We start from the raw sequence: 24,895 nt of genomic DNA, 5'->3' as shown, positions 1-24,895 counted from the left end.
CTTTCAACATTCGTTTTCTGACCGTCGATGTCTTGTTGGGAAAATACTTTTGGCGCGCGAATTCTATGTCAACGTTTCCAAGACGCCAGCTTTTTATTGCTGGGGTAGCCTGACACTGCACGTTGGCAAAAAAAGAAGGTCTCCCCCAGTTGGAATGGGGGAGAAGCTCATGACTTCGAGCCTTTGAGGGCTTTCTTCGCCAGCTCGTCGGTCAGCATATGCATTTCCGGCAAGATTCGGTGAATCAGGTGCAACTGCTGTATCACCATGCGGGCGGAACTGCTTTCCTCTTCCCGCCAGCGTGCCAGGTGTTTGCCCAGAGTTTCATCAAGCGTTGGGGGATTTTCGAAAGGTTCGCCTGCCAGTTTCGCCACCAGACAATCCAGTTCATGGTGAATGCCACGGTGCGCTTTGGAGACCAGTTCGTGAATGCTGTCATCATCCATCTGCATGCGGTGCGCCCCCAGTGCCGAGATATAGCTCAGCATGGCGTGGCTCAAGCACAGAAAGCGGAAGCTTTCATCTGTCGCGGTGCGGTAGCGGCCGGGCTCTGCCAGCATATTACTGATGGCGGTGGTGAGTTGGGCATCGTTGTTGTGTGCTTCACGGCGTGCAACACGGTAGGCCATGTTATCGCGCTTGCCAATACGGTATTGGCCGATGATTTGCGCGAGGTAATCACGGTTTGCTGCGATGGCATCTTTCATGATCCCGCGAAGGCGGTGCGCCTGCCAGTCTGGCAACACAAAACGGACGGCTAGCACGGCAAGGGCACAGCCAATCAGAGTATCACTAAGCCGTGGTAGGATAACGGCATAGCCTTCGCCTAACTGGCTAAAGCACATTAACACCAGAAGGGTCATAAACGTTGTTGCGGCGGTGTAATGCGTTGTGCGGAAGGCAAAGAACAATACGCCGAACAACACCATGAGCACCCGTTGTCCGGCGAGATCTAAGAAGGTGAGCAGTAGAAAACCCACCAACAAACCAATCAGGGTGCCAGAAATACGCTCGGTCATTTTGCTGCGGGTGGCCGAATAATTGGTTTGGCAGACAAACAGAATAGTGAGCAAGATCCAGTAGCCACGTGTGAGATCAAAGCCTTGGATAATACCGTAGCCGACAGCCAGTGTTAGACTCAATCTCACCGCATGACGGAATAGCAGGGATTTTGGGGTCAGTTGGGCACGGACACGGGCAACCATTTCGCGGAAACTGTGAGCATCATAGTCTGCAATTTCTCTGTCTTCATCACCCTGTGCGATATCGGGGGTACTGATGTTGGCAAGCTGGCGTTCAACGTCGGCAAGGTTTCTGAACAGATACTCAAGCTGTGGCAAGTGGGGTATCCATGCCGGGTTTTTCTGTGCCTTGATATATGCCAATGACTCATTCAGCTCATCGAGTGCTTTTACACTTTCTTCGCTGTGGGAATAAGGTTGCCCTAGCGTCAGGCAGTGAGAGACGTCAAGACACGCTTTCGACTGGAGCTTGAGCAAGCGCTGTATACGGAACATCACGTCGCTGTGGAAGAAGGCTTCTGCCAGCTCTTGATACCGGTAGTGTGAGGAGTTGGCACGTTCGTGAATATCCTGGGCGAGGAAATAGATTTTCAAAAACTGACGCTTGCTGTCGCTGAGCCTGCCACCTCGAACCCGGTTCAATAGGGCGGTTTTTGCGGCATTCAGTGCGGAAACGACTTTGGCGTTTTCTCTGGCATCCTGCAGGCGCAGTGGCTGTGGGTTTAAGTGATGGCATGCCTGGAACATAGCTGATCTCTGGTCAAAATATCCAGACAGGGTGTTAAACAGGGCGGCAAGGCTTTGCTGAATCGGTTGATGCGGCCAGAGAAGCAGCCAAATCAACGAGATCACGCCGTAAAGTGTGGCGCCTACCAGCAAGAGTGAAGGTTGGTACCAGAGGTTTTGCGACTCATGTGCGCCCAGCATGGTGTAAACAGCAATCAGGATGGAAGCGAATGCAATGCTGGCGTATCGCGTTCCTATCGCCCCTAACATAATAAAGCCGAACGTTGAGGCCATAAGACCGGTAACAAACAGTAAGGGGTAGTCGAAAAGCAGCTCGATCGAGAACGTTGCGATAGCAAAACAGACAAGGGTTGTGATCAAGGCAGATAACCTGCCGAAAAAATTGTCGTCGGTTTCAGCCAGTGCGGACGCGATAATACCAAGGATAAGCGGTGTGATGGCTTCAGAGGTTCCATACCACCAACAGGGGATGGCTACACCGATAAGCGCGATAAAGACCCGGACACTGTAATTGATGCGGCTGTTGGTCCAGTATTCCCGGATTGTGAGAGAAGCTTTCTTTGAAATCATAACGACACTAAGCGGGATGGAATGGAGCTAAGATAGCAGAATAAAGATTGCTTCCAAGGGAGGAGATTAAAAAGGATGCGCATTTGCTTTATTTTTCATCTACTCAGCCAAACACGTGCGTCTGTATGTTATCAATAACCGCTCAAATTGATATGCTGTACATATAGACAGGAATACAGAATCCATACATGAAACTCTCTGCCTCCAATCTGGCCCAGTGGTTTGTTCAGGGCGCGCACTACAGTATCGTGCTGGACGAAGAACAGCTGGTTTTTGAATCCAAGCATATGACGGAAACCGTTCCTTTTTCTATCTGGGATGGACAATGTCGTGTGTCCCGTGGGCTAGTGTGGGGCAGGTTGACGTTTGTGGTCTCGCCCGCTGACCAGCCAGCCAGAACCCTCACGGTTTATGGCCTGCCGTGGAGAAAAGTGCATGCGTATGCCGGAAAAGTCACTGAGCAATACCAGTGTTGGCTTGGCAAACAGCAAAGCAAATTTATGCTGGTGGAACATGAACTGGTGGCATTGCGCGATGTGCTCCGTGATCACCGGGGTTACTTGCGCGTTGAAGATCTGAAAGCGTGGCAACAAAAAGCCCGGGAGGTGTTTGAACGTTGCAATATTCACCCGCAGGTTATGGCAACGGCCAATCCGTCGCTTTATCAGGCGCTGTATGGCTGGCTGCAAAATGGTGAAGCACAGCGGGCGGCCAGAAATGCCCAGTGGTGTGACGGGGAACTGGAGCGTTGGTCAGGCTGGTTTGATGGTGTGGAAGCGTCGCCACTGAATGCATCCCAGCGTCAGGCGGTATTGATGGATGACAACCACAACCTGTTACTTGCGGGGGCGGGCTCGGGAAAAACCAGTGTGTTGATGGCAAGGGCACAATATCTGGTCGCCAGCCAACAAACCGAACCCTCCCGTATCCTGATGCTGGCATTTGGCAAAAAGGCCAGCGAGGAAATGGCTGGGCGTCTGGAAAAAGCCGGGCTGCATGGCGTGGAAACCTCAACCTTCCACGCGTTTGCGCTCAAGGTTATCCGTGAAATATCCGGTCAGGAAGCGAAGGTCGCACCGTTGGCAACGGATGAGGAAGCCAAACACAGCTGGCTGACGCTGTGGCTGGCAGAAAACCTGGCCCAGCCAGCAGTTGAAAAGCGCTGGCTGAAGCACCTCGAACAATGGTCAGTGCCGGGACTGACCCGCGAACGGCCTTTGGTGGAACAGGCGCATGACGGCAAACTGCAAACGTGGTTATGGCGTCATCTTGATTTGCTGGTACAGCAGAGCCAACCGGCGACTGCCATCAGGGCAGTGATTAAAGGCGATGAGAAGGCTGAAAGTGAATTCGCGTTGGTGCAGCCGGTATTGAAAGGGTATCTCAATGCACTTAAAGAACAGAAAGCACAAGATTTTAATGGACTGATCCGCGAAGCGACCAAGCTGCTTTCAAAGAAAAGCGAAACCTTTGGTGCCCGTTACGATCACATCATGGTGGATGAATACCAGGATATCTCTCCGGCCCGGCTGGCACTGCTTGAAGCGCTTTGTGGTGGTAAACGCAACCGCGCACCCTCGCTGTTTGCGGTAGGGGATGACTGGCAGGCTATCTACCGTTTTGCCGGTTCAGATGTTAGCCTGACCACAGGGTTTATGAACCGCTTCCCGGCAGGGGTTATCCGCTATCTTGATACCACATATCGCTTTAACTCCCAGATTGGGGAGGTGGCAAACCGTTTTATTCAGGTTGACCCACAGCAACTGAATAAACCGTTGAACAGCCAGCGTATACAAAAGAAAAAAGCAGTACACCTGATGCCTTCAGAGGCGATAGATAGCGTGCTGGAAAAGCTTGCCAAGAGTGCGGGCGACAAAGGGGCAAGTGTATTGCTGATTGGCCGCAACAACGCCAATAGACCTTCCCGGTTAGAAGAATGGCAACAAGGCTACCCGTCGCTTTCTGTCACGTATGTTACCGCCCATGCCAGTAAAGGCCTTGAGGCGGATTTCACTCTGCTGCTGGATGTGAATGAGGGGGTATTCCCTGCCAGATCTGCGACAGAAGGGCTTGAAGCGGCACTGCTGAAAGTGGATGGGGAAATGGAACACGCCGAGGAAAGGCGCTTGTTTTATGTTGCGCTCACCCGGGCAAAGCATGAGTGTTGGATATTTGCTGATCCGGAGAAACCCTCCGTGTTCGTAAAAGAGTTGTGGCAAGGAAGTTATCCTGTCACGTCCAAACTTTCCAAGGCGGTGCTTCAGGCGGTTTGATCTGCTTTCATATCGGCGGCTTTGTCATCCATGTATCAAAGCCCTTAAGGATAAACGGGTACTCTTGTTGAAAAGAAAACCTGACTATCACTTTGAAAATATGCCATCTTTTGCCTATAAACTAATAATGTAATCTGCCGATATCGACCCGAGCAAGTTGTTGTCAAAATACCCGACAATGTTCAAAAGCATGGTTGATAGCAACAAACACGACGAGCTTTTTTCTCAGCATAAGCCTTCCCGGTGAGGACGTTATATGGACATACATTCGGCTCACGCAAAAAAAACGCAAGCCAACCAGAAAGAGCGCGTTATCATGGGCCTTCAGGCCATGGATTTTATCCAGCACGGCAGTGAAGCATCTTTGGAAGTCGTCACGCCTTTAGGACAACGTCTTCACTTCAAATCTAATTTCATCGGTTTCGATGACCAACAACATATCTTCTTCACCATGCCCCGACTGACAAGAAAAGAGTATGACGAGTTTTTTACTGAGGGGTTTAATGTCGACATTGAAGGTATATCGGAACACGGAGAAGGAGCGCTCGTGCGTTTTAGGACACGCATTGAGTATGTTATTTATCGCCCGATCCAGATTCTGGTGTTTCCTGTTCCGCAACAGGCCAAGCTCATCGTGTTGAGAAATGAAGTGCGTTATGAATTAAATTTGCCGGGTGATATTCAGCTTTCAAACCGGAAGTTGGAAGTGGTGTTAACGGATGTTTCTTCGGGGGGCTGTGGTTTTTGCTTTGATGCAATATCGCCGGAGTTTGATATCGACCAGAAAATTGTGCTCGAAGTGGTAAATGGCAGCGATGGCGATATCTATGCCTTGAGTGGTTCAGTAAAAAATGGGCGAAAAAAACGTGGCAGACAGATCTACGGCATGGTATTTGATGAGCCAGGTAAAGCCAATTGTCGGCGCTTGCTAAAAAGCCTGACTTATGATGGCACCAAATACATTTTCAAAAGCCCTAAACAAGATCATGTACTCGGTATTTAAACCGTAATAGCACCGTACTGACGGGGCTTTTTTCTCCGTTTATCCTCAGACACCCAATCTCCAGTGAAGGGGCAACGTCACAGGCTTTCAATAAAAGTGTCTCATTTGTGAACACTCTGCGATTGTTGTCTAAACTTATCGAAGATGCCATTAAATCAGATACATCCATGACAGAATTAAATACTGAAAGTCATTTTGTTACCGCAGCGGTTGTGGCAGCAGAACTGCATAAAGCCAGGGAAATTGCCAATGACATTTCACTGACAGCGAGCAATGCGCGGGCATTGGCATTGCGAGCTGGTCAAGGCGCTGCTGGCTTTCGTGCTATTACTGATTTTATTGACCAGTTGGCAGAAACCACCGTGAAGACCTCAGACGTGATTAATCTTAAAGCGGTCACAATTAGCAGGCTGGCGACCAATGCTGTGCGAAAAGAGCGTTCGATTGAGTGTTTTCAAAAAGCGTCTAATAAAAGCACTGATGCCGCTTTTCAGGACAGTATTTACGAACCCCTTGAAGGGATAAAAGCCGATTATTCCATGATCCTGCGACAATTCCACCGGGAAGTGGCCTCACTTTCTGAACTGCTGGAAAACCTCGCCCGTGAAATCAAAACGGCGTCGGTGTTATCGGCCATGTCGAGAGTAGAAGCGTCCCAGTCAGGAAAGAAGTTTGAAGAAGGGCTCAACGTTGTTGCGGACAACGTTTCTTCTGCGGCAGAAAAAATCCAGTTACACGTCATGATGTCTCAGTCGTTGTGCCGCGATTTAGCAGAAGAATATTGATCATCCCAATCTTTGATAGTGGGGATTATAACCAGACTGCACACCAATGCCGGAGACTGATCGAATGATCACAAAAGAAATCTATTCAGGAGAATCACACCAATGGTTCATGTTTGGGCGTGATCCCTCCAAGCCTGAAAAAATTATCGACACCAACCAGTATATGATTCGCACCCACAGCAATGCGTTGTTGATGGACCCGGGTGGCATTGAGATTTTTTCCGCGATGTTGGCGGCGGTAGTCAAGCAGGTACCTGTGAATCAGATCAAGCATCTCTTTGCTTCACATCAGGACCCAGACATTATCTCTTCGCTGGGGCTATGGGATACCGCGATTTCAGATGCCAAACTTCATGCCCCTTGGCTCTGGGAAGGCTTTGTACGCCACTTTGGGATGGAGCATATTGAATATGCACCTATCGCCGATGATGGGGGAACGCTTGTACTCAACGGTGTAGAGATCCGGTTTATTCCTGCCCATTACCTCCATTCATCCGGCAATTTTCATGTGTATGATCCGGTGGCTAAAATTTTGATGAGTGGTGATGTGGGAGCGGCGTTGGACGCTGACAATGCGCCATTTGAAGTCGATAACTTTGATGAACATATTCCTAAAATGAAAGGCTTTCACCAACGATGGATGCCCTGTAACAAAGCCAAAAATGATTGGGTAAAACGGGTGAGATCGCTTGATATTGATATGATGTGTCCGCAGCACGGGCGAGTCTTTACAGGCGATAACGTGGGTAAGTTTCTCGATTGGTTTGAAAGCTTGGATGTTGGCGTGGCTATCAAATAGGCCAAACAAGATGTAAAAAGGGTGCATCAGCACCCTCAGGGTTGAGCAAAACAGAAACCTGGCTACTCCCTGAAGACCAGCAAGAGATTCAATGCTTCGCCTGGATCAATCTCGTGAGCAGTATCATCATCGAAGAAGCGGTTGAAGCCTTCCAGTCTGGGATCATCACTGTTGATGTGGTGAAACCCCATACTCCATTCTTTGAACTGGCGTTCCACAATAGGCTTTCGCATCATCTCAACTACGGAATAGTGACGTTTGTCCTGACAGATCTTTTTGAACAAAGGGGTAAGCACAGGCTCCTCACCTTCGATGACCTGGATAAAATCGCCATCTTTATAGAGCAGCATACCGGTAACGCCGTTTTGTTCATTATTTTTACGAATGGCTGCCAGCATTTCCGTAAACTCTTCGTCGGTAAAGGGATGCTCAGCACTGCTAATGTAAACTATCTGTTGTAATTGATCGCTCATCCTAATCTCCCATGATAACTGTCGTTTTGTTGACACTAACGGCAGTGCAATCAGTACCTGAATAGGGATTGGGTATTTCTTTTAAGTATGTATTAATTTTGAGTTTTTGCTTATTTAGTGAGGCAATTATTCATGTTTTTTATCAGTTATTGGCTCACTCTTGATGCAACAATGATGTCTTTCATTTTTGTATAGTCTCTATACCTAAACTCCCTGCTACCTCGGGTCGTTGGGGATAAAACCAACCGGTGATTTGCCGTATGGTGTCAATGAACGGGAAGTCAAATAACATGGGAACAATCAGCCAGTGGGCATAACGCAATGCGTTTTAGGGATGCTTTTCCTTGTTTCATCTGGAGCATGGGCAAATCAGGACAACGCCATCAATAGTACGTTGCCGATTGAGGCAGCAGATTGCTTAATCGTGGACAACGACAAAAATATTTTGATGGTGGATGAAACCATCAGTGGTCGCTTTTCGATTCCCGGAGGTTCAATCACTGGGGACGAAACCCCGGAGCAAGCGGCAAAACGTGAAGTGTTTGAGGAAACGGGGCTTGATGTGATTGTGGGGCAGCAAATTGCCCGCACCTACAACTCTGCCATATTTGCCTGTCAACTGGCTGTACCGGTGCCGTATTTTATCGACTCGTTTAAACGTAAGGTCTTGATGGCTTGGTCAGCGCCTCATTTCGGCAAAGAGGTGAGGCGTGTATTGATGCTTCCTGACATCAAAGTGGTGCGGGACAATTACCGCTTTCCCGAGCACAAGTGGCGGTTCCAGCAATGGATAAAAGATGTACCGCCGAGCCAGTTTGTGTTAGCGCCCGGAGAAGATGAAGTACTGACGCCTTTTTATCAGGCCCAGCTATCGGCGCTCCAGACCTTACATCAATGGAAAACAGATAATCCACTACTGGCTTTGTTTTCCAGCGGAAGCATTGTTGTCGGCAGCCTGGTTTCTCCGGTGTTTTTCCTGCTAACTCTGGTAGTTATCCGGACGTATCAAGGGCATCGGGCGGCACTGGTTTATGGTGCCGGATTGTTGGCAATTTCGGTTTTTGTGTTGGTGCTGACAACAGTACTGGTGGTGCCAAGGCCATACTTTATCGATCCGGTTTTTGGAGAACAGGATACGTTGGGTTATACCTTTCCGAGTACCATGGTGGCCCTTATTACGTTCTTCTTCTGCTGGTTGCTGATTAACTGGAACAAAGAAAAGCACCCTAAAGGCCGCAAGCGCTTCGCTCTTGTCGGAGGGCTCTTTGTCTCGGTTATCAGTGCCAAAGTGATGTTGCAAGGGGAGCATTATCCCACCGATATTCTGCTTGGTGCTCTTATTGGGATTGGTTTCAGTCTGGGGCTGAAGCGAGTAAGTGATTGGCGATATGCCAACCAGAAAAAAGTGCTGACATCTGCCCGATTCTGGTTGGGTGCGTTTGCGGTTACGGGAACCGTGGGTATAGCAATTCATCACCCCCACATTGTTTACCTAGCTGCGTGTTGTTTGGGGGTTTACAGTGCGTTGCTATGGCTTAAGGCTTTCCCACACTACGTGACGGCCGTTCACCGTTCTGACAAGCTGACGTTTTTCCTGATTGCTGCTGGCGGCATACTGACCATTGTGCTCGTGGAAAATTATGTGTCGTCACGTTATGCGGTTAACTGGGTGATTGTGGCATTAAATTGCGCCTCTGTCTGGGCGATTTCGGTGTGGTTGCTGGTGGTGACACCCCGGATTTTTCATCAATTTGTTCGGTAGCACGTAAACGTTTGCGTTGTTGTATTTATTAGGCTTCAGAACACCTAGAAACGCTTTGATGCTTCTTTTGAGTGAGGTAAAGTGATGGCAGTCGTTCATTCATAAGATTGCCAGAGGCCGTATAAATACCCAAACAACCTGAATGCTGCACTTTCAGGTGAATGGGGTATAAGGAGAACGGGCTCAAAAATGGCTTCAGGGAGCATGATGTTACCAGCACTGTCACACCAGCATACGCTCGACCCAACTGTCGGGCGTTTTCTTGATGCATTAAAAGAAAAAGGTTTCCAGGGAGAAACGGAGACTTTCTACGCCAGCCGTCTTGCCGTTGCAACGGATAACTCGATCTACCAGCTTCTTCCCCAGGCGGTGGTATTTCCAACCTCGACCTTAGACATTTCCCTGTTGGGGGAGGTGTGCAAAGACGCAGCGTTCGCTGACATTAAATTCTCCGCACGTGGCGGTGGCACCGGCACCAACGGTCAGTCGCTGACCCGGCATATTGTTGTCGATATGTCCCGCCATATGCGCAATATCCTTGAGATCAATACTGAAGAAGGGTGGGTGCGTGTTCAGGCCGGGGTGGTGAAAGATGCGCTGAATGATGCACTTCGTCCCCACGGTTTTTTCTTTTCGCCCGACCTTTCTACCAGTAACCGCGCAACCGTGGGTGGCATGATCAATACCGATGCATCCGGTCAGGGGTCATTGCGTTACGGTAAAACATCCGATCACGTGCTGGCGCTTAAAGCGGTGCTGGCAGACGGTTCTGTACTGGATACTGAGCCACTGCATATCAGCGATGTTTCCGGTAACACACGTGATGACTATGCCGGAAATGCGCTGAGAACCGTCGCAGAAATTTGTCGCACCAAGCGCCCGGAAATCGAGGCCAAGTTCCCGCCTTTGAACCGGTTTCTGACCGGTTATGATCTTAAAAATGCCTACCAGCCAGAAAACGAAACGTTTGACATTGCACGTGTGCTTTGTGGCGCGGAAGGTTCATTGGCGTTTATTACTGAGGCGAAGCTGAATATCACGCCAATCCCCAAAGTGCGTACGCTGGTTAACGTGAAATATGACAGCTTTGACTCAGCACTTCGCAGTGCGCCAGTAATGGTGGAAGCCAATGCACTTTCGGTGGAAACGGTGGACTCACGCGTGTTGAACCTGGCGCGTGAAGATATTGTCTGGAACACGGTGAAAGACTTACTGACCGACGTGCCGGGCAAGGATATGCAGGGCATCAATATTGTTGAATTTGCCGGCAACGATGCTGACGAAACTGAACGTCAGGTTTCATCGTTGTGTAAACGCCTGGATACGTTGGTTGAAGCCGGTGACAAGGGGGTTATCGGCTATCAGGTCTGCAACGATCTGGCATCTATCAACAAAATCTACAACATGCGCAAAAAGGCAGTTGGCCTTTTAGGTGCCGCGAAAGGAGCCGCAAAACCTGTCGCCTTTGCTGAAGATACCTGTGTGCCACCGGAAAACCTCGCTGATTTCATTGTTGAGTTCCGTGCCTTGTTGGACAGCCATAACCTTAATTACGGCATGTTTGGCCACGTGGATGCGGGTGTGCTGCACGTTCGCCCTGCGCTGGACTTCTGCGATCCGGAACAAGAGCGCCTGATGAAGACAATTTCTGATCAGGTGGTCGCACTGGTGGCGAAATATGGTGGTTTGATGTGGGGTGAGCACGGCAAAGGCTTCCGTTCTGAATATGGCCCTGAGTTTTTCGGTGAGACATTGTTCAACGAGCTTCGCAAAGTCAAAGCCGCGTTCGATCCGCATAACCGTATGAATCCAGGAAAAATCTGTACCCCCATTGACAGTACCGACCCGTTGGTGGAGGTGGATGGTGAGAAACGTGGCACTCTGGATCGCCAGATCCCAGTCACTGTGCGCGACAGCTTCAAGCAAGCCATGGAGTGTAACGGTAACGGCCTGTGCTTCAACTACGACACCAGCTCGCCAATGTGTCCGTCGATGAAGATCAGTTACGACCGCCGTCACTCACCTAAAGGCCGTGCTGGTATTGTTCGTGAGTGGCTGCGACTGCTGGCAGAGCAGGGTGTTGATCCCGTCACCCTGGAAAAAGAACTGATGGAGAAAACGCCGTCAGTCCGGCAGATTGTTGCGCGTTTCAAGAATACCTGGCTTGCCAAAAAAGACGATTATGACTTTTCCCATGAAGTGATGGACGCGATGAATGGCTGTCTGGCCTGTAAAGCCTGTGCAACCCAGTGTCCTATTAAGGTCGATGTGCCGAGTTTCCGTTCGCGTTTTATTCATCTCTATTACAGCCGTTACCAACGTCCAGCCAAAGATTACCTGGTTGCCAACATTGAAACCATGTTGCCGTGGATGGCAAAAGCCCCGGTGATAGTAAATGCCTTAACTCAGCCAAAATGGGCGCAGGCAATAACAGAGAAAACCATCGGGTATGTTGATGCGCCTGCGCTGTCCGTGCCGACACTGATGGAATCACTCGATGGCCACCATGCGACCAAGTTCGATCTGGCATGGCTGAAAGCCCTGAGCCATGAGGAGCGAGCCCGTTACGTGCTTATCATCCAGGACCCGTTCACCAGCTTTTATGAAGCGGATGTGGTGAAGGATTTGGTTACCTTGGCAGAGAAGCTGGGTAAAAAGCCGATGCTGGTGCCGTTCAAACCAAACGGTAAAGCGCAGCACATCAAAGGTTTCCTGAAGAAATTTGCCAAAACTGCCCGCAATACGGCTGACTTCCTGAATCAGTTGGCCGCATTGAATGTACCCATGGTGGGTGTTGATCCTGCGCTGGTGCTTTGCTATCGCGACGAATACAACGACATTCTGGGCGAAAACCGTGGTGATTTTCAGGTGCAGACAGCGCACGAGTGGCTGCTCAACGTGATTGCAGATGTGCCGCCAAAAGAGAATGTTGATAAAGATACTTGGTATCTTTTTGCACACTGCACAGAGAAAACCAAGTTGCCGAATGCAGAAGCTGAGTGGGGCAAAATCTTTGCACACTTTGGCGGCAAGCTGGAAGCTGTGGCGGTGGGCTGTTGCGGCATGGCGGGTACGTATGGGCATGAATCTGACAAGCTGGAAAATTCCAGAGGCATTTTCGGTTTGAGCTGGAAACCCCGCTTGGAATCCTTACCGGCATCGCGTTGTATGGCGACAGGTTATTCCTGCCGAAGCCAGGTAAAGCGCTTTGAGGGCAAAAAACTGCAGCACCCTGTGCAGGTATTGGCAAAACTGGCGTAATCTTCAACCTCTCCTCGCTGAAGCCTGCAGCTTGAGGCTGTTTGAGTATCCAGCAAGAAATCAATGAGCGTCTTAATTATTAGGCGGAGAAGCGGGGAGTAGCTGATAATCTGGTTGGTAGACACATGTAGAAATGGAAGGAGTCAGGCATGATCGGGTTAAAACCACATGTGACGTTCCATGGCGTTTGTAGGAATGCCCTCGATTTTTACAGTCAGGCACTGGCTGGGGAAGTGAAACACATTGCTACATATAATGACTCGCCGGTAGAGTTTCCTGAACACTTACTCAATCGGATCATGCATGCTGAGTTTGCGTCACCTGAAGTGGGGTTTTACGCCTCTGACGGTTTGGATGACTCCTTAGCGCAAGGATCAGGAGATGTTGCCTTTCACGTCGGCTTTGACAATGAAAAAAGACAGAGCGAAGTGTTTATGGCGCTGTCAGAGTTGGGACAAATCGTGATGCCATTGGATTATACGTTTTGGAATGTCAGGTTTGGTATGGTCACCGATAAATACGGTATTCGCTGGATGTTAAGCTGCCCGACAGATCATCTTAGCGAATAAAACAAGGTTGAATATCCTGGGCTGCCATTTGATGGGGGCCTGATGATAACAATCAAGGCCATTATTATTTCTGTGATGAGTCTAGAAAACGCCACATCGCGCTTTGGTAACGCGTTGCCATAGCTGTTATACCCAGCACGAATCTGCCTCTATATTCGAGAATCACATTGTTGGATAAAAAGGTAATACAACATAAGGCTGGCACTCTGTCGCCTGTTGTGTGATAGTCTTTAAAAATCAAAAAGATGTTTAGCCAATGAGCAGCTCTGTTATAAAGGTCTGCTAAATGGGTATCATGCCGGGGTATCAGAATGGTAAAAGTTGTATTTATTGTCGGCCTTATTCTCATTGGTTTTTTTGCTACCAAGTTCCTTGATGAAACGTCTCAGAAGAAGCTAACGATTGGTGCCGTTACGGTGGCTGCTGTTGCTGTAGTGATATTGGTCATTTCGGAACTGATGCGCTGATATATTGCTATCAGAACACTTTCATCGCTTCAAACAGACAAAAAGCGAACCTTTCGGTTCGCTTTTGTGTTTTATGTTCCTGCCAAGAGGTTATCTTACTGCCGGGCGTTTTTTACCCGCTTGAGCTGGTTTACCTGTGTTTGAGTGGGCTTTCGGCTTGCCACCTGGAGAAACAGGTTTACCATTTGCCGGTTTCTTGCCCGCAGGTTTTCCGTTGCGCGAGTTAGGTTTACGGATATCCGGTTGATTCGGATGCTTGGTTGCAAACCGTTTCGCGCCATGACGGCTGGAACCACGGCGGTGTGCCGGTGTCATTTCTGCTTCTGAGCCTTCACGGGGAACCAGACAACCCGGGCGATCGCCAATCAGGTGACGTTTACCCATGCTGATCAGCGCTTCACGCAGCAATGGCCAGTTGGCCGGATCGTGATAACGTAGGAAGGCTTTGTGCAAACGGCGCTGGCGTTCACCTTTTGCAACAAACAATTCTTCGCGCTTTTTATATTTCACCCGTTTCAGCGGATTGGTTTCCGCGTGATACATCGCCGTTGCGTTGCACATCGGGGATGGGTAGAAGTTTTGTACCTGATCGCAGCGGAAGTCATTCTCTTTCAGCCACAGTGCCAGGTTCATCATGTCCTCATCGGTACAACCCGGATGCGCGGCGATGAAATATGGGATCAGGTATTGCTTCTTACCAGCTTCTTTTGAGTATTTTTCGAACAGCTCTTTGAAGCGATCATAGGTGCCCATGCCCGGCTTCATCATCAGATCGAGCGTGCCTTTCTCAGTGTGCTCCGGTGCGATTTTCAGGTAACCACCAACGTGATGGGTGACCAGTTCTTTTACGTACTCGGGCGATTCTATAGCAAGGTCGTAACGCACGCCTGACGCAATAACCACTTTCTTGACACCCTCAAGTTCACGCGCTTCACGGTAGAGGTCAATAGTGTGTTTGTGGTCGGTATTCAGTTTTTCACAGATTTTCGGGAACACGCACGACGGACGGCGGCAGTTTTTCTCTGCACGCGGATCAGAACAGCCAAGGCGGTACATGTTCGCCGTTGGGCCACCCAAATCAGAAATAACACCGGTAAAGCCCGGTACTTTCTCTCTGATATCTTTGATTTCGTTGATGATCGACTCTTGTGAGCGGTTCTGGATGATGCGGCCTTCGTGCTCGGTAATCGAACAGAAAGAGCAGCCACCAAAACAACCGCGCATGATGTTAACCGAGGTTTTGATCATCTCATATGCAGGGATTTTTGCATCGCCGTAGCGGGGGTGGGGCACTCGTGCAAACGGCAGTCCGAATACGTAGTCCATCTCTTCTGTTGTCAGGGGGATCGGCGGCGTGTTGACCCAAAGTTCACGCTCACCATGTTTTTGTACCAGTGCGCGTGCAGAATAGGGGTTGGTTTCCAGATGCATCACGCGGCTGGCATGCGCATAGAGGATTCGGTCGTTCAGCAGTTTCTCGTAAGAAGGCAGGCGTACGAAGCTGTTTTCCGCATCATGCCGTGAAGGACGGACCATCACAGGTTGTGCGGCTTCTTCTTTCTCGCTGCTTTTGTCAGTTGCACACGCTGATTCGGTCGCGTATGGGTTTGGCATTACCATCGCTTTGCCGGGTTTATCGATACGTGAGCTGTCGATTTCCGTCATCCCTGCCGGCACTTTTTTCAGCATCACTGCGGTGCCGGGAATACGGGCCATGTCGGTAATCTTTTCACCACGGGACAGGCGGTGTGCAACCTCGACCAGTGCACGCTCGGCGTTACCAAAAAGCAGGATGTCAGCTTTGGCGTCACACAACACAGAACGGCGTACTTTGTCTGACCAATAATCATAGTGTGCAAGGCGGCGAAGGCTTGCCTCAATACCACCTAAAACGATCGGAGTATCTTTGTAGGCTTCCTTACAGCGCTGCGAGTAAACCAATACCGCACGGTCAGGGCGTTTACCGCCTTCATTACCCGGCGTGTAGGCGTCATCGTGTCGTGGTTTGCGGTCAGCGGTATAACGGTTGATCATGGAATCCATGTTCCCGGCGGTGACACCGAAGAAGAGGTTTGGCTGACCCAGTGCCATAAAGGCTTTTTTATCCTGCCAGTCTGGCTGTGCAATAATCCCCACGCGAAAGCCCTGTGCTTCAAGCACTCGCCCGATAACCGCCATACCAAAACTGGGGTGATCGACATAAGCATCACCGGTAACAATGATGATGTCACAGCTATCCCAGCCGAGCATGTCCATTTCTTCCCTGCTGGTTGGCAGGAATGGAGCCGGACCAAAACACTCAGCCCAAAATTTTGGGTAGTCAAAAATTTTCTTTTCAGTCAATCTATTCGAGTTCATCTTTATTATCTTCGGGCTTAGGTGGGACACTGAAATCTAGCGTAACTGACTCTCCACTTTTCGACTTCATCACTGTCAGTTTGGCCGGTTTATTTTGGTGGAGGAGTGACTCATTGTTTTTTCTGTATATTGAATTCACTCCGGCGCTCAGTGCCCTGCAAGTGCTTGGTCGTTTTGCAGGTGTGTTGATCTTTCAATCAGGCCCAGTATTGAGGTTCATTCTTATGGGTCTCAATGGGCGTTGAACAACAACCCTCAACATGCATCATTAAAAAGTAGGTTGGGTTTGGTGCGACTGGATTGTAGTGCTTTGATGACAACAAGTACAAGGGTGATCACATTATTTCGTAGGAAAACAGAAAAAACGCAAATTGAGTGAAGGAATGGATTGCGTGTTCTGTACTAAACATGTCACACGCTTTGCTTAAGCACCGAAGGATAGGGTATTCCCAAGTGACCTGAGCCTGTCTCTCTGGTCACTTGGGGAGCTTGGTAGGGACACCGTCAGTGAACGGGTTTCTGCCAAGTGTGTATCGTCAGGCGTTTTTTAATGCTCTGCCGATACCATTAAAAGTAGTAGTTGGTATAAATATTCAGAGACAATGTATCTGCATAACTGTCGAATTGGTATTTTACATTACTACCGATCGCCAGTTTAGGTAGCACTTTGTATTCTGCTCCCGCAGCCAACATTGCACCCACTCTCTTTGATTTATCTGATTGGTGATAAAGCGATTCGCTGAATTCAACATCGTTATTGGTGACCAATTCATAGTCTTTATGCTTGTTAGCCTGCGCCTTATATTCAGTGTATGTCAGACCGGCTTTGAATTTGGCTGTCCATTTGTCGTTCAGCGTATAGTGATATACCGGTGCCAGCGAAAGTTGCTTAGCTTTGATGGATGCGTCCCACTCATGTTCAGTGAGGTAATCCTGGCCATTGACTTTTTCAACACCAAGGTATTGTGAACGGCCATCATCTGGCTCATATTGGCTATAGCCCAGTTCTATGGCCCAGGTGTCATTAAATGAATAGCCGACGATACCGCTGAAAATACCTTCGTCGAGGTCAGGTTTCAGTACCAGGTTATCCTGTAGGAAATGGGCCTCTACATTATGATTTGTATGACCAATTCCATATTCTAAACCGATGTAAGGGGCCGCTGAGGCTGAAAAAGAGCTTGTTATTAACAGTGGAAGTAGTAATTTTTTCATTGGACATTCCCTACATTTAAAAAGCCGTATCGCACTTTACAACCGGTAATGTGAAGTGTTCGTGAAAAGTGTCGTTAAATAGGGCTTCTTGTGCATGTAACTAAAAACTAATCTAACGAATGATGTTTGTGTAGAAGGCGTACAGGGGGTCTGCCCGTCATGCTGTTTATGCTTGTTCAATCATTTCGCAGCAAAAGGCCAGGCTGATAGGCGGTCTGGCCTTCGGGTGGAGGCTCTCCAACAGCACGCAATTATCTGCTACTGGGTTGTTTACGCAATATAGAAATTACTGAACGATGCGGATACTACTGACATCAATGGTTGTGTGGGTGAATTCTTTATCAATTTCTCCCATGATGACCACTTTCGTTGTCGGCTTAACGATTTGACCTTGCCAATCTTCGGCATCGATCTCCACATTGATTGTGCCGGTTTCATCCTGGAACTGATACATTTCACCACCCAGTGCTTGTGTGATGTAACCTGTAAGAGCAACAGGCTGATCGTCGCTAAATATACCTACATCCAGCACAGATTGAACGGTGTTAATGGCGCTGACTGGGCCAGAGAAACCACCACCAACGGTTGATTGTGGTGAAATAATGTTTTCTGCCATCACGGTTGAACTGATTGATGAAAAAGCGATAAACGCCAATGCTGTAAAATATGATTTCATGACAAACTCATCCTCTATATAGACTAAACGCAAGTTTATTATACTGGGCAACATGCTTTTATGTTGTCTTAAGCTATAAAGCGGGTGCATTTTAGATTAGCTAGATCTCACACGTCAGCTTACATTTTTGTAAAGTTGCGGACAGTAATATGCAAAGTTGGCGTGCTCAGGCGTCGGCATGTCTGAAGGCACACAAACGCCATGTTGTTCGTGAAACAACATGGCGTTTGTGTGGTGATTGAATAGCTAGGTCCAACAGCCCCTAGAATTGGTAGGTAATGCCGACAGAGCCAAAGAATTCGCTGGCGTCATAAAAATCGATGTTGGAATCTGTGTTGTTGTAGCCAGCGAGGGTGATGAATGAGAGCGGGGGAATGTCAAAAAAGTGCGCATATTCGTAAGCGAGAAAGGCTCCGTATTCAGTGTCGCTGCGGGTTTCTCCAAAAAGGGGATGGGACGCATCGTAATCGCGGATATGGTATTTCCCAGTCAAGACAATATTGTTACGCCCGGCAAAACTGAAATAGGTTAGCTCACCGCCGTATGACTGGTGTGACATCGCTTCGCCATCGGCGTCATTGTTGATATAGATGAAAGCAGGGGAAATGCCTTGGCCCTTGCCAAGAAACTGGCGGTAACCTAATTTGGAATAGAAGGTGTCACTGTTTCTGTCCAGACGTTGCTGCTCGGCATTGGAAAGTCCTTGTCCAGCGCCGCTTTGCTCGTTATCGACGTCTGTTTGCGCGTAGGCAAGATCGATAGAAAGCATGGAGCCACCGATACGATCAAGCTTGAGACGGTAAGCATCCCCGGATTTTTCGGTTTCTGTTCTTGGTGAACCTAAAGTGAAAGGGTTTGCCCAGACATCTTCTGCCAGTACCGTCGGCAGATAGGAAAAAGAAATCTGTGTGCCTGATGCCAGTTCCTGTTTATAACCCATCTCAAGCGCAATGATACCAACGGCGATATCGTCACGGGATGTTCCCACAAAGAGTTGTTTATCCAGCCCTTGCCCAAAGGTAAAAGACAGGTTCCCCAGTGCGCCCAAAAACGAATCTGTTTTGCGGTCACCCACCGAATTGAGTGGCGCACTTTTTGTCTCATTGTTACTGGTCGACAAGTTTGAGTCAGTCGATGTGACACCGCCAATGACGGAAATCTCACCACTGAATCCTCCTTTATCTGCTAGTTCAGCATGCGTAATGAAAGGTAAAAATGCCAAGGTAGTTAGCAAGGGCGTTGTGTTTTTCATTCATTTCACTCCCTGAAATTAATGTTATTGAGTGCGTATGCTAACAGAGTGGGGAGTGTAATAAATATACCTGTGCACCAATCAAGCGAACGAGCGTTTCGATCGCTCTGTTATTTATTACGTTGTACAAAATCGATAAAAGCGCGGTTGGCCAAGGAAAGATAACCATGTTTACGCCATGCCATGGCAATGTCCAGTGTCACTGGTTCTTCAAAAGGAATGGGAACCAACCCCGGTTCATGTTCAGTGACCAGTTCAAGGAGGGCAGTGATGGCAAAACCATGCCTGACAATATTGAGAATCATCGCAAGCAGGTTAGTTTCAAAGGAAAGTTGGGGGGTGATTTTATGATCGGCGCAGATTCGATCGATAAACTCACGGTGGAAATACCCTTTTTTAAACATCACCAGTTCTTCATTAAAAAACTCATGAAAACGAATGGATTGCCTATCTGCCAGTGCGTGGTCAGTGGAGGTGACAGCCACCATTTGTGATGAAATCAAATGGGTGGTTTCGAGCGCAGAAGGTACATCCTGATTATGGATAACGCCAATATCCAGTTCGCCATCAAGCAGCATCTGGCGGATGGATTGGGTACCGGCTTCTACCACACTGAGTTTGAGATCCGGGTAACGGCTTTTAAAGCCCATCAAGATGGAGGGGAAGAAGTACGAGCCCAGCATACCGGGTACACCGACACGCACTTCACCTTTCTGCAACCCTCTTAATTCCGCCATCGCCGTGTTGGTATCTTCCACCTGCTGGAGTACCCGCAAGGCGTAAGGCAACAGGGTTTCACCTTCATGGGTAAGGTGAACCTGCCTTTCGTTGCGGTCAAATAATGGCAGCCCAATAGATTGCTCGAGCTTTTTGATGGCAATACTCAGGGCAGGCTGGGCGATGTTGAGCTTTCTTGCTGCGCGGGTGAAGTTCTTTTCTTCTGACACGCAGACAAAATAACGTAACTGGCGGATATCCATGTCATTACCATATCTTTTAGATCTTACTTCTATATATTTAATATACTTCTTTTATCGCTGATAGCTTGTTAATTTCCCTGCATATTGTAAAGAAAGTGAGCGAACCCCATGATTGAATTGCAGACACCCGCCTACAGAAAAGCTGCCTTTGCCCTGTCGTTTGGCTCTTTTCTTGTGTTCTGTAATCTTTACCTGTTTCAGCCTATGCTGCCGGTTTTTGCGGGTGCATTTGAGGTAACAGCGACAAAAGCAAACTGGTTACTGGCCTCTTCTACGCTCGGGTTGTCATTGAGCCTGCTTCCTTGGGCGCTTGTCTCGGAAAAAGTCGGTCGCCGTCCGGTGATCCTGTTGAGTTTATTGTCCATGCCTGTTGTCGGTGGGCTGTCCCTTTTGGTGGATTCTTTTTGGGGATTGGTTGCGCTGCGGGGCTTGATGGGGATTGCGTTAGCAGGTTATGCCGCTGTTGCCGTGGCCTACATGGCGGATGAATTCAGTCCGACAGCGCTGGTGGTTGCCGTCGGCGCCTACATCAGTGCCAACTCCCTGGGGGGAATTACAGGACGTTTGGCAGGCGGGATGTTAGCGGATGTCTTTGGCTGGGAAGGGGCAGTGGCTGCGATGGCGACATTCACCGCACTGGGTATGGCGCTGGTGTATTTCCTTTTACCTCCACAGCGTTGTTTTGTTCCGTCACAAGATTCCTATTTCAAGCAATTGCGTGTTGTCGGGACACACCTGCGCAATCCTATCCTCTGGGGGGCAATGGTGATAGGCGGTATCAACTTTGCGCTGTTTGTGAATATCTACTCGGTAGCAACGTTCCGTCTTATCGAAGCGCCATTTAACCTGCCTGTCAGTGTCGCGTCTGCGATTTTTATCTGTTATCTGTCTGGGACATTGACCTCAAGATTGGGCGGTCGTTGGGCGAACCGCTATTCCCCTATATCTGGCATGACGTTTGGTACATTGGTGACCCTGGGTGGTGTGTTGGTGGCCAGCATTGAGCATGCTGCAGCAGTGATCATCGGCCTATTGATTATCAGCGGTGGCGCATTCTTTACCCACTCACTGGCTTATGGCTGGGTTGGGCGTCGTGCAAACCAGGGAAAGGCTACCGCGACAGCCTTGTATCTGGTGCATTATTATATCGGCGGCAGCCTTGGGGGGTTTTACTTAATAGGTTGCTGGGAAATGGGAGGCTGGAATGCGGTTACCCTGGGGGCACTTTCCCTTGCCGCTGCCAATATTGTGCTTATCCAATTGCTGGGGGCAAAAAATAAAAAAGTTCCTGTGCAGGAACAGGAGCCGTGTTGAGATAAGGGGCTTTCTAACTCAGCCTCTCCAGCCATGGTTGTTTTTGGTTAGCATCCATTTGCTGTTGATGGTTATCGTAAGCGTGGCTTCGGTCGCGCCCGGCGTTTTTCGCGATGTAGAGTGCCTGGTCGGCCTGAGTAAGGATGGACGACAAGTCATCATTCTGGTTCCGGCTGGTGCTAATGCCAATTGATGTGGTGACTTTCAGGGGATTAGACAGCCCTTCTACCTTGATTTCCATATCCCGCACACGGGTCATGATGCGATCTGCAACCAACTGGGCGTTGTCCTCACTGCATTTCGGCAGAAACAGAATAAATTCTTCGCCGCCAAACCGTCCAAAAATATCGCTTTTACGTTGCGTTTCCTGTACCGCATGGGTAAACGCTTGCAGCACCAAGTCACCTGCATGGTGCCCATATCTGTCGTTGATGCGTTTAAATTTGTCTAAATCCATCAGCAACACAGAGTAGGGACGGGAGTGAATGCGGGTGTTTTCAAAATCTCTTTTGGCCAACGTTAACAGCATGCGGCGGTTGTAAATGCCTGTTAGCGGGTCAAGGGTCGCATGGCGGTAAAGGCGTAACATCATATGCAGTTTTGATGTTTGTGCCCAGATAACCAGAAATCCGACAACAGTTTGTAACCAGTAAAGGGCGAAGGTTTCAAACGAGAGCAGCGCACTGCTCTGCATATCAACGTAGAGCTGGGAAGCGGCGGTGATCACCATCAAGCTCACTGATTCTTTTACTGTCAGGGGCAGGATGGCCAAGAGCACAACATACACAAACGGCAGGAGGTTATAACAGTAACTGAACGCATTAATACTGTTTGGGTAACCCAGAGTATGGTTTGCCAAGATATAAAACATGTTGAGACAGACAACCAGCGCCAGCATGATATGCCGACAGGCATTAAGTGTGCCGCGTTGGCTCATTACCCAACCAATAAGTAGCAATGCAGCAGCGAGCGTCAGGCGTAGAATGGTGAGTTTATCGGTGGCTGCTTCAAGGAGCAGTGCGTCAACAGGAATCCAGAGTACACAAAGTACTGCCCACAGGTAGCAAAGTGATACAAGTCGCGTTCGTAAATAAGTAGCACGGGTAGTGTTGAAGGCGGCTGCGTGCGACGTTGAACTGAGCACTTCCTTAAATTGGGTTTTGTACTGTGAGAAGGACATCTCCAAATCCCGCACGTGCAATCCTGTTGTTGAGTTGTTTGAATGCCCATGGCTTACACCAGTATCGGGGCTTATTTCTGAACCGTAGTCACAAATATAACGTAGATAAAAACACAGTTATATATCAATGCGACTGAATGCAAAATAATCATTAATTTATGTGAGCATTCCAACGTTGTTGCACCTGATGTGGTACGACATATAATGTCGACCACAAAGGATACAGGTGAAGTAGAAATGTACGAGTTAGTTAGCGCAGTGGTGCTTGCGGGTGTGCTTGGTGCCCAGGCAGTGTTGACCCTGGTTTTGCTGAAAGGGGATATTTGCCCCGGCCAACGCGGCCGTCTGCATAAAGCGTTTTGGTATTTGGTAGCAGGATGGGGGGTGACGATCCCATTTTTTCCGTTTTCTGTACTGCCTTTTATCACTCTCGGTATTTTCTCTTTACGGTCTAAATCTGGCAAAACGCGCCAGTCTGGTCCCGTTCCCCTGTTGCATCTCTCCAATGCATTCGGTGTGTTGGTGCTTGTTGTTACCGGGATGGAGCAAGGTGTGCTAACAGCGTTGCTGATGCTGGCTCAGGTTCTGTTGGTTGGAACAGTCACCGCTCACTGTCTGATGGTTAAGGCGCGCTCACGTTTGCAAGCTTTTCACCGTATTCTGCCTGTCACTGGTATTGTCGCTGCAATGCTGACCGCCATCACACTGGCGGTGGCAAGCCAGTCCATGGAGCCGGCAGCAGCAGAATCCATGGTCACATCCGTGCTTGTCAGCTTAGGCCTTGCAGTGGCAGGGGTGTTGGTTTGGGTTTCCCATTTGCTTCGTCAAAAGGCGCCGCATTTAGCGCAGCTTTGTGTTTCTTTGCTGGTGATTGGCTGTGCCTCGGGAGTCGCGTTGTCAACGGTGATTTAATCCTGTCTCAGCAACAATAAAAGGCACGTGAAGTGCCTTTTTTAATGTCTTTTCACCCTGTTTCGCGTTGTTGCAGTCTATGCTTTTCCTGTGTGCCTAATCTGTGACTTCGGTGGGAAAGCGAGTATGGAAATACATAACCTTGATAGTCTGGACAGCGACATCATGTATGGCATTGTCAATGAAAAACTTCGCTTGGAGTGCGCCTCTTTAGATGATCTGGTGTCCCGGTTCGATCTGGATTTACAAGAATTTCAGGCCAAGATTGATGCGATGGGCTGTTACTACGATCCGCTGACGAACCAACTCCGGCAAAAATAACCGTTCCTGTCTTTATGCTACACGCGCTTGATGCCTTCCAGGTGCGTGTGGCATTGGTTCCGGGCGGTGGAAAAAAATGCCTGTAAATACGGGCGCTGTGCTTCCTGGCTCCGCACCGCCGCAAACAATCTTCTCCAAAGGCCTGCTCCCAGTGGCCTGTCAACAACCAGTCCCTGTCGCGAAAACTCACTGATTGCCCAGTTTGGTAAAGCCGCAACGCCTAATCCTGCTGTCACCATTTGTATCAGCATCAAGGTGTTGTCTGCGGATTTGAAGTGCGCAGGTTCGATGCCTGCTGGTTGCAGGAAGTGTTTAATCACATCCATGCGTTGGCGTTGTACTGGGTAGGTGAGTAAAGTTTCGTTGGCCAAATCCTCTGGTTCAATCTGCTTTTTCTTAGCCAGTGGATGGTTGTCTGCCAACACCAGACGCATTTCAAAATCAAATAACGCTTCAAAGTGAATTTCACTGCGGGGTGAAATATCAGACGTGATCACCAAATCCAGCTCACCGCCTGCGAGTGCTGGCAAAGGTTCAAACCCAAAACCAGATGAAAAATCCAGCGTTACCAATGGCCAGCTGATTTTGTATTCCTTCAGGGCAGGCATTAGCCATTGGAAGCAGGAATGGCACTCAATCGCCATGTGCAGGCGTCCCTGGGCATCTTCCTTTAGCGCCGCCAGTTCAGTTTCTGCCTGTGTCAGCCTTGGCAGCACATCATCAGCCAGTTTTAACAGCACCTGTCCTTCTGCGGTAAAGCGCACAGGACGGGTTTTGCGCAGGAAGAGCTGTGCACCCAGACGTTGCTCGAGATCTTTGAGTTGATGGCTCAGTGCTGACTGGGTCAAACAGAGTTGGGTTGCCGTTGACGTCAGCGAGCCTGTATCCCTGAGTACCGCCAGTGTTCGTAAGTGTTTTACTTCTAGCATGAATTTTTCTCAACATTCGTTTGAGTA

20 protein-coding genes are annotated in these 24,895 nt (G+C 49.0%); 11 read left to right on the top strand and 9 right to left on the bottom strand.

The genetic code is table 11. The features are described 5' to 3' along the window. Positions 1–167: 167 nt before the first annotated feature. Complete coding sequence (gene yccS, locus VHA_RS15225) at positions 168–2,339, bottom strand: YccS family putative transporter (RefSeq protein ID WP_005505868.1); 2,172 nt, start codon at positions 2,337–2,339, stop codon at positions 168–170. A gap of 188 nt (positions 2,340–2,527) precedes the next feature. On the opposite strand from yccS, the gene helD reads away from it, so the two are divergent. The 4 genes from helD to VHA_RS15205 all read left to right on the top strand — a co-directional run bounded on the left by helD (position 2,528) and on the right by VHA_RS15205 (position 7,199). Continuing rightward, on the top strand, positions 2,528–4,612 hold the full coding sequence (gene helD / locus VHA_RS15220) for a DNA helicase IV (RefSeq protein ID WP_005505867.1): 2,085 nt from the start codon (positions 2,528–2,530) through the stop codon (positions 4,610–4,612). A 256-nt stretch (positions 4,613–4,868) separates the two neighbouring features. Then, complete coding sequence (locus tag VHA_RS15215; RefSeq protein WP_040529085.1) at positions 4,869–5,615, top strand: flagellar brake protein; 747 nt, start codon at positions 4,869–4,871, stop codon at positions 5,613–5,615. A 107-nt stretch (positions 5,616–5,722) separates the two neighbouring features. After that, positions 5,723–6,400 (top strand): chemotaxis protein, encoded by a 678-nt coding sequence (locus VHA_RS15210; protein ID WP_226926528.1) that lies wholly within the window; start codon positions 5,723–5,725, stop codon positions 6,398–6,400. A gap of 64 nt (positions 6,401–6,464) precedes the next feature. Then, complete coding sequence (locus VHA_RS15205; RefSeq protein WP_005505864.1) at positions 6,465–7,199, top strand: oxygen-binding di-iron domain-containing protein; 735 nt, start codon at positions 6,465–6,467, stop codon at positions 7,197–7,199. Positions 7,200–7,261: 62 nt separating this feature from the next. Here the strand turns inward: VHA_RS15205 and VHA_RS15200 are convergent, their stop codons facing one another. Beyond that, positions 7,262–7,672 carry a BLUF domain-containing protein gene (locus VHA_RS15200; protein ID WP_005505863.1) on the bottom strand — a complete coding sequence of 137 codons (411 nt, stop codon included), beginning with the start codon at positions 7,670–7,672 and terminating at the stop codon, positions 7,262–7,264. Between the two features lie 334 nt (positions 7,673–8,006). Here VHA_RS15200 and VHA_RS15195 point away from each other — a divergent pair, with 334 nt between their 5' ends. From VHA_RS15195 to VHA_RS19055, 4 genes are all read left to right on the top strand, one after another. Continuing rightward, complete coding sequence (locus VHA_RS15195; RefSeq protein ID WP_104439934.1) at positions 8,007–9,434, top strand: bifunctional NUDIX hydrolase/phosphatase PAP2 family protein; 1,428 nt, start codon at positions 8,007–8,009, stop codon at positions 9,432–9,434. Between the two features lie 207 nt (positions 9,435–9,641). After that, positions 9,642–12,695, top strand: a complete 3,054-nt coding sequence (gene ydiJ, locus VHA_RS15190) for a D-2-hydroxyglutarate dehydrogenase YdiJ (RefSeq protein WP_005505860.1) — start codon at positions 9,642–9,644, stop codon at positions 12,693–12,695. Between the two features lie 149 nt (positions 12,696–12,844). Then, complete coding sequence (locus VHA_RS15185) at positions 12,845–13,264, top strand: VOC family protein (RefSeq protein ID WP_005505859.1); 420 nt, start codon at positions 12,845–12,847, stop codon at positions 13,262–13,264. A gap of 311 nt (positions 13,265–13,575) precedes the next feature. Then, the gene (locus VHA_RS19055) at positions 13,576–13,731 is read left to right on the top strand and encodes a hypothetical protein (protein WP_005505858.1); all 156 of its coding nucleotides are present in this window, start codon (positions 13,576–13,578) and stop codon (positions 13,729–13,731) included. Positions 13,732–13,821: 90 nt separating this feature from the next. On the opposite strand, the gene VHA_RS15175 is transcribed toward VHA_RS19055, so the two are convergent. The 5 genes from VHA_RS15175 to VHA_RS15155 form a co-directional block, all read right to left on the bottom strand. Further along, positions 13,822–16,089 carry a YgiQ family radical SAM protein gene (locus VHA_RS15175; RefSeq protein WP_040529084.1) on the bottom strand — a complete coding sequence of 756 codons (2,268 nt, stop codon included), beginning with the start codon at positions 16,087–16,089 and terminating at the stop codon, positions 13,822–13,824. A gap of 567 nt (positions 16,090–16,656) precedes the next feature. After that, positions 16,657–17,304: an AcfA family outer membrane beta-barrel protein gene (locus VHA_RS15170; RefSeq protein WP_005505855.1), complete on the bottom strand. Its 648-nt coding sequence runs from the start codon at positions 17,302–17,304 to the stop codon at positions 16,657–16,659. Positions 17,305–17,590: 286 nt separating this feature from the next. Beyond that, positions 17,591–17,980, bottom strand: a complete 390-nt coding sequence (locus VHA_RS15165; RefSeq protein WP_005505853.1) for a YgiW/YdeI family stress tolerance OB fold protein — start codon at positions 17,978–17,980, stop codon at positions 17,591–17,593. Positions 17,981–18,242: 262 nt separating this feature from the next. Further along, complete coding sequence (locus VHA_RS15160; RefSeq protein WP_005505851.1) at positions 18,243–19,232, bottom strand: DUF2860 domain-containing protein; 990 nt, start codon at positions 19,230–19,232, stop codon at positions 18,243–18,245. Between the two features lie 110 nt (positions 19,233–19,342). Then, positions 19,343–20,212, bottom strand: coding sequence for a LysR family transcriptional regulator (locus VHA_RS15155; RefSeq protein ID WP_005505850.1), 870 nt, complete (start codon positions 20,210–20,212; stop codon positions 19,343–19,345). 108 nt (positions 20,213–20,320) lie between these two features. On the opposite strand from VHA_RS15155, the gene VHA_RS15150 reads away from it, so the two are divergent. Beyond that, positions 20,321–21,526, top strand: a complete 1,206-nt coding sequence (locus VHA_RS15150; protein WP_005505849.1) for an MFS transporter — start codon at positions 20,321–20,323, stop codon at positions 21,524–21,526. A gap of 13 nt (positions 21,527–21,539) precedes the next feature. Here VHA_RS15150 and VHA_RS15145 read toward each other — a convergent pair whose 3' ends face one another. Continuing rightward, complete coding sequence (locus VHA_RS15145; RefSeq protein WP_226926527.1) at positions 21,540–22,706, bottom strand: GGDEF domain-containing protein; 1,167 nt, start codon at positions 22,704–22,706, stop codon at positions 21,540–21,542. Between the two features lie 237 nt (positions 22,707–22,943). Between VHA_RS15145 and VHA_RS15140 the strand changes: the two genes are divergently transcribed. Then, entirely contained in the window at positions 22,944–23,618 is a 675-nt protein-coding gene (locus VHA_RS15140; RefSeq protein ID WP_005505846.1) for an HI_1241 family integral membrane domain, read from the top strand. A 126-nt stretch (positions 23,619–23,744) separates the two neighbouring features. After that, positions 23,745–23,939, top strand: a complete 195-nt coding sequence (locus VHA_RS15135; RefSeq protein WP_005505845.1) for a DUF4250 domain-containing protein — start codon at positions 23,745–23,747, stop codon at positions 23,937–23,939. A 17-nt stretch (positions 23,940–23,956) separates the two neighbouring features. On the opposite strand, the gene metR is transcribed toward VHA_RS15135, so the two are convergent. Next, on the bottom strand, positions 23,957–24,868 hold the full coding sequence (metR, locus tag VHA_RS15130; RefSeq protein WP_050778571.1) for an HTH-type transcriptional regulator MetR: 912 nt from the start codon (positions 24,866–24,868) through the stop codon (positions 23,957–23,959). Positions 24,869–24,895 lie beyond the last annotated feature (27 nt).

It is taken from the genome of Grimontia hollisae CIP 101886 (assembly GCF_000176515.1).
Classification (GTDB): domain Bacteria; phylum Pseudomonadota; class Gammaproteobacteria; order Enterobacterales; family Vibrionaceae; genus Enterovibrio; species Enterovibrio hollisae.
Note: the sequence above shows the minus strand (reverse complement) of the source record. Positions and strands in the feature narration are given on the sequence as shown.

Bases quoted from the DNA above. Each gene is read 5' to 3' on its own strand.
- VHA_RS15200 (WP_005505863.1), bottom strand. From the start codon at position 7,672: ATGAGCGATCAATTACAACAGATAGTTTACATTAGCAGTGCTGAGCAT.
- metR (WP_050778571.1), bottom strand. From the start codon at position 24,868: ATGCTAGAAGTAAAACACTTACGAACACTGGCGGTACTCAGGGATACA.
- VHA_RS15160 (WP_005505851.1), bottom strand. From the start codon at position 19,232: ATGAAAAACACAACGCCCTTGCTAACTACCTTGGCATTTTTACCTTTC.
- VHA_RS15175 (WP_040529084.1), bottom strand. From the start codon at position 16,089: ATGAACTCGAATAGATTGACTGAAAAGAAAATTTTTGACTACCCAAAA.
- ydiJ (WP_005505860.1), top strand. From the start codon at position 9,642: ATGTTACCAGCACTGTCACACCAGCATACGCTCGACCCAACTGTCGGG.
- VHA_RS19055 (WP_005505858.1), top strand. From the start codon at position 13,576: ATGGTAAAAGTTGTATTTATTGTCGGCCTTATTCTCATTGGTTTTTTT.
- VHA_RS15145 (WP_226926527.1), bottom strand. From the start codon at position 22,706: ATGTCCTTCTCACAGTACAAAACCCAATTTAAGGAAGTGCTCAGTTCA.
- VHA_RS15185 (WP_005505859.1), top strand. From the start codon at position 12,845: ATGATCGGGTTAAAACCACATGTGACGTTCCATGGCGTTTGTAGGAAT.
- VHA_RS15140 (WP_005505846.1), top strand. From the start codon at position 22,944: ATGTACGAGTTAGTTAGCGCAGTGGTGCTTGCGGGTGTGCTTGGTGCC.
- VHA_RS15170 (WP_005505855.1), bottom strand. From the start codon at position 17,304: ATGAAAAAATTACTACTTCCACTGTTAATAACAAGCTCTTTTTCAGCC.
- VHA_RS15205 (WP_005505864.1), top strand. From the start codon at position 6,465: ATGATCACAAAAGAAATCTATTCAGGAGAATCACACCAATGGTTCATG.
- VHA_RS15165 (WP_005505853.1), bottom strand. From the start codon at position 17,980: ATGAAATCATATTTTACAGCATTGGCGTTTATCGCTTTTTCATCAATC.
- VHA_RS15150 (WP_005505849.1), top strand. From the start codon at position 20,321: ATGATTGAATTGCAGACACCCGCCTACAGAAAAGCTGCCTTTGCCCTG.
- VHA_RS15215 (WP_040529085.1), top strand. From the start codon at position 4,869: ATGGACATACATTCGGCTCACGCAAAAAAAACGCAAGCCAACCAGAAA.
- VHA_RS15155 (WP_005505850.1), bottom strand. From the start codon at position 20,212: ATGGATATCCGCCAGTTACGTTATTTTGTCTGCGTGTCAGAAGAAAAG.
- yccS (WP_005505868.1), bottom strand. From the start codon at position 2,339: ATGATTTCAAAGAAAGCTTCTCTCACAATCCGGGAATACTGGACCAAC.
- helD (WP_005505867.1), top strand. From the start codon at position 2,528: ATGAAACTCTCTGCCTCCAATCTGGCCCAGTGGTTTGTTCAGGGCGCG.
- VHA_RS15195 (WP_104439934.1), top strand. From the start codon at position 8,007: ATGCTTTTCCTTGTTTCATCTGGAGCATGGGCAAATCAGGACAACGCC.
- VHA_RS15135 (WP_005505845.1), top strand. From the start codon at position 23,745: ATGGAAATACATAACCTTGATAGTCTGGACAGCGACATCATGTATGGC.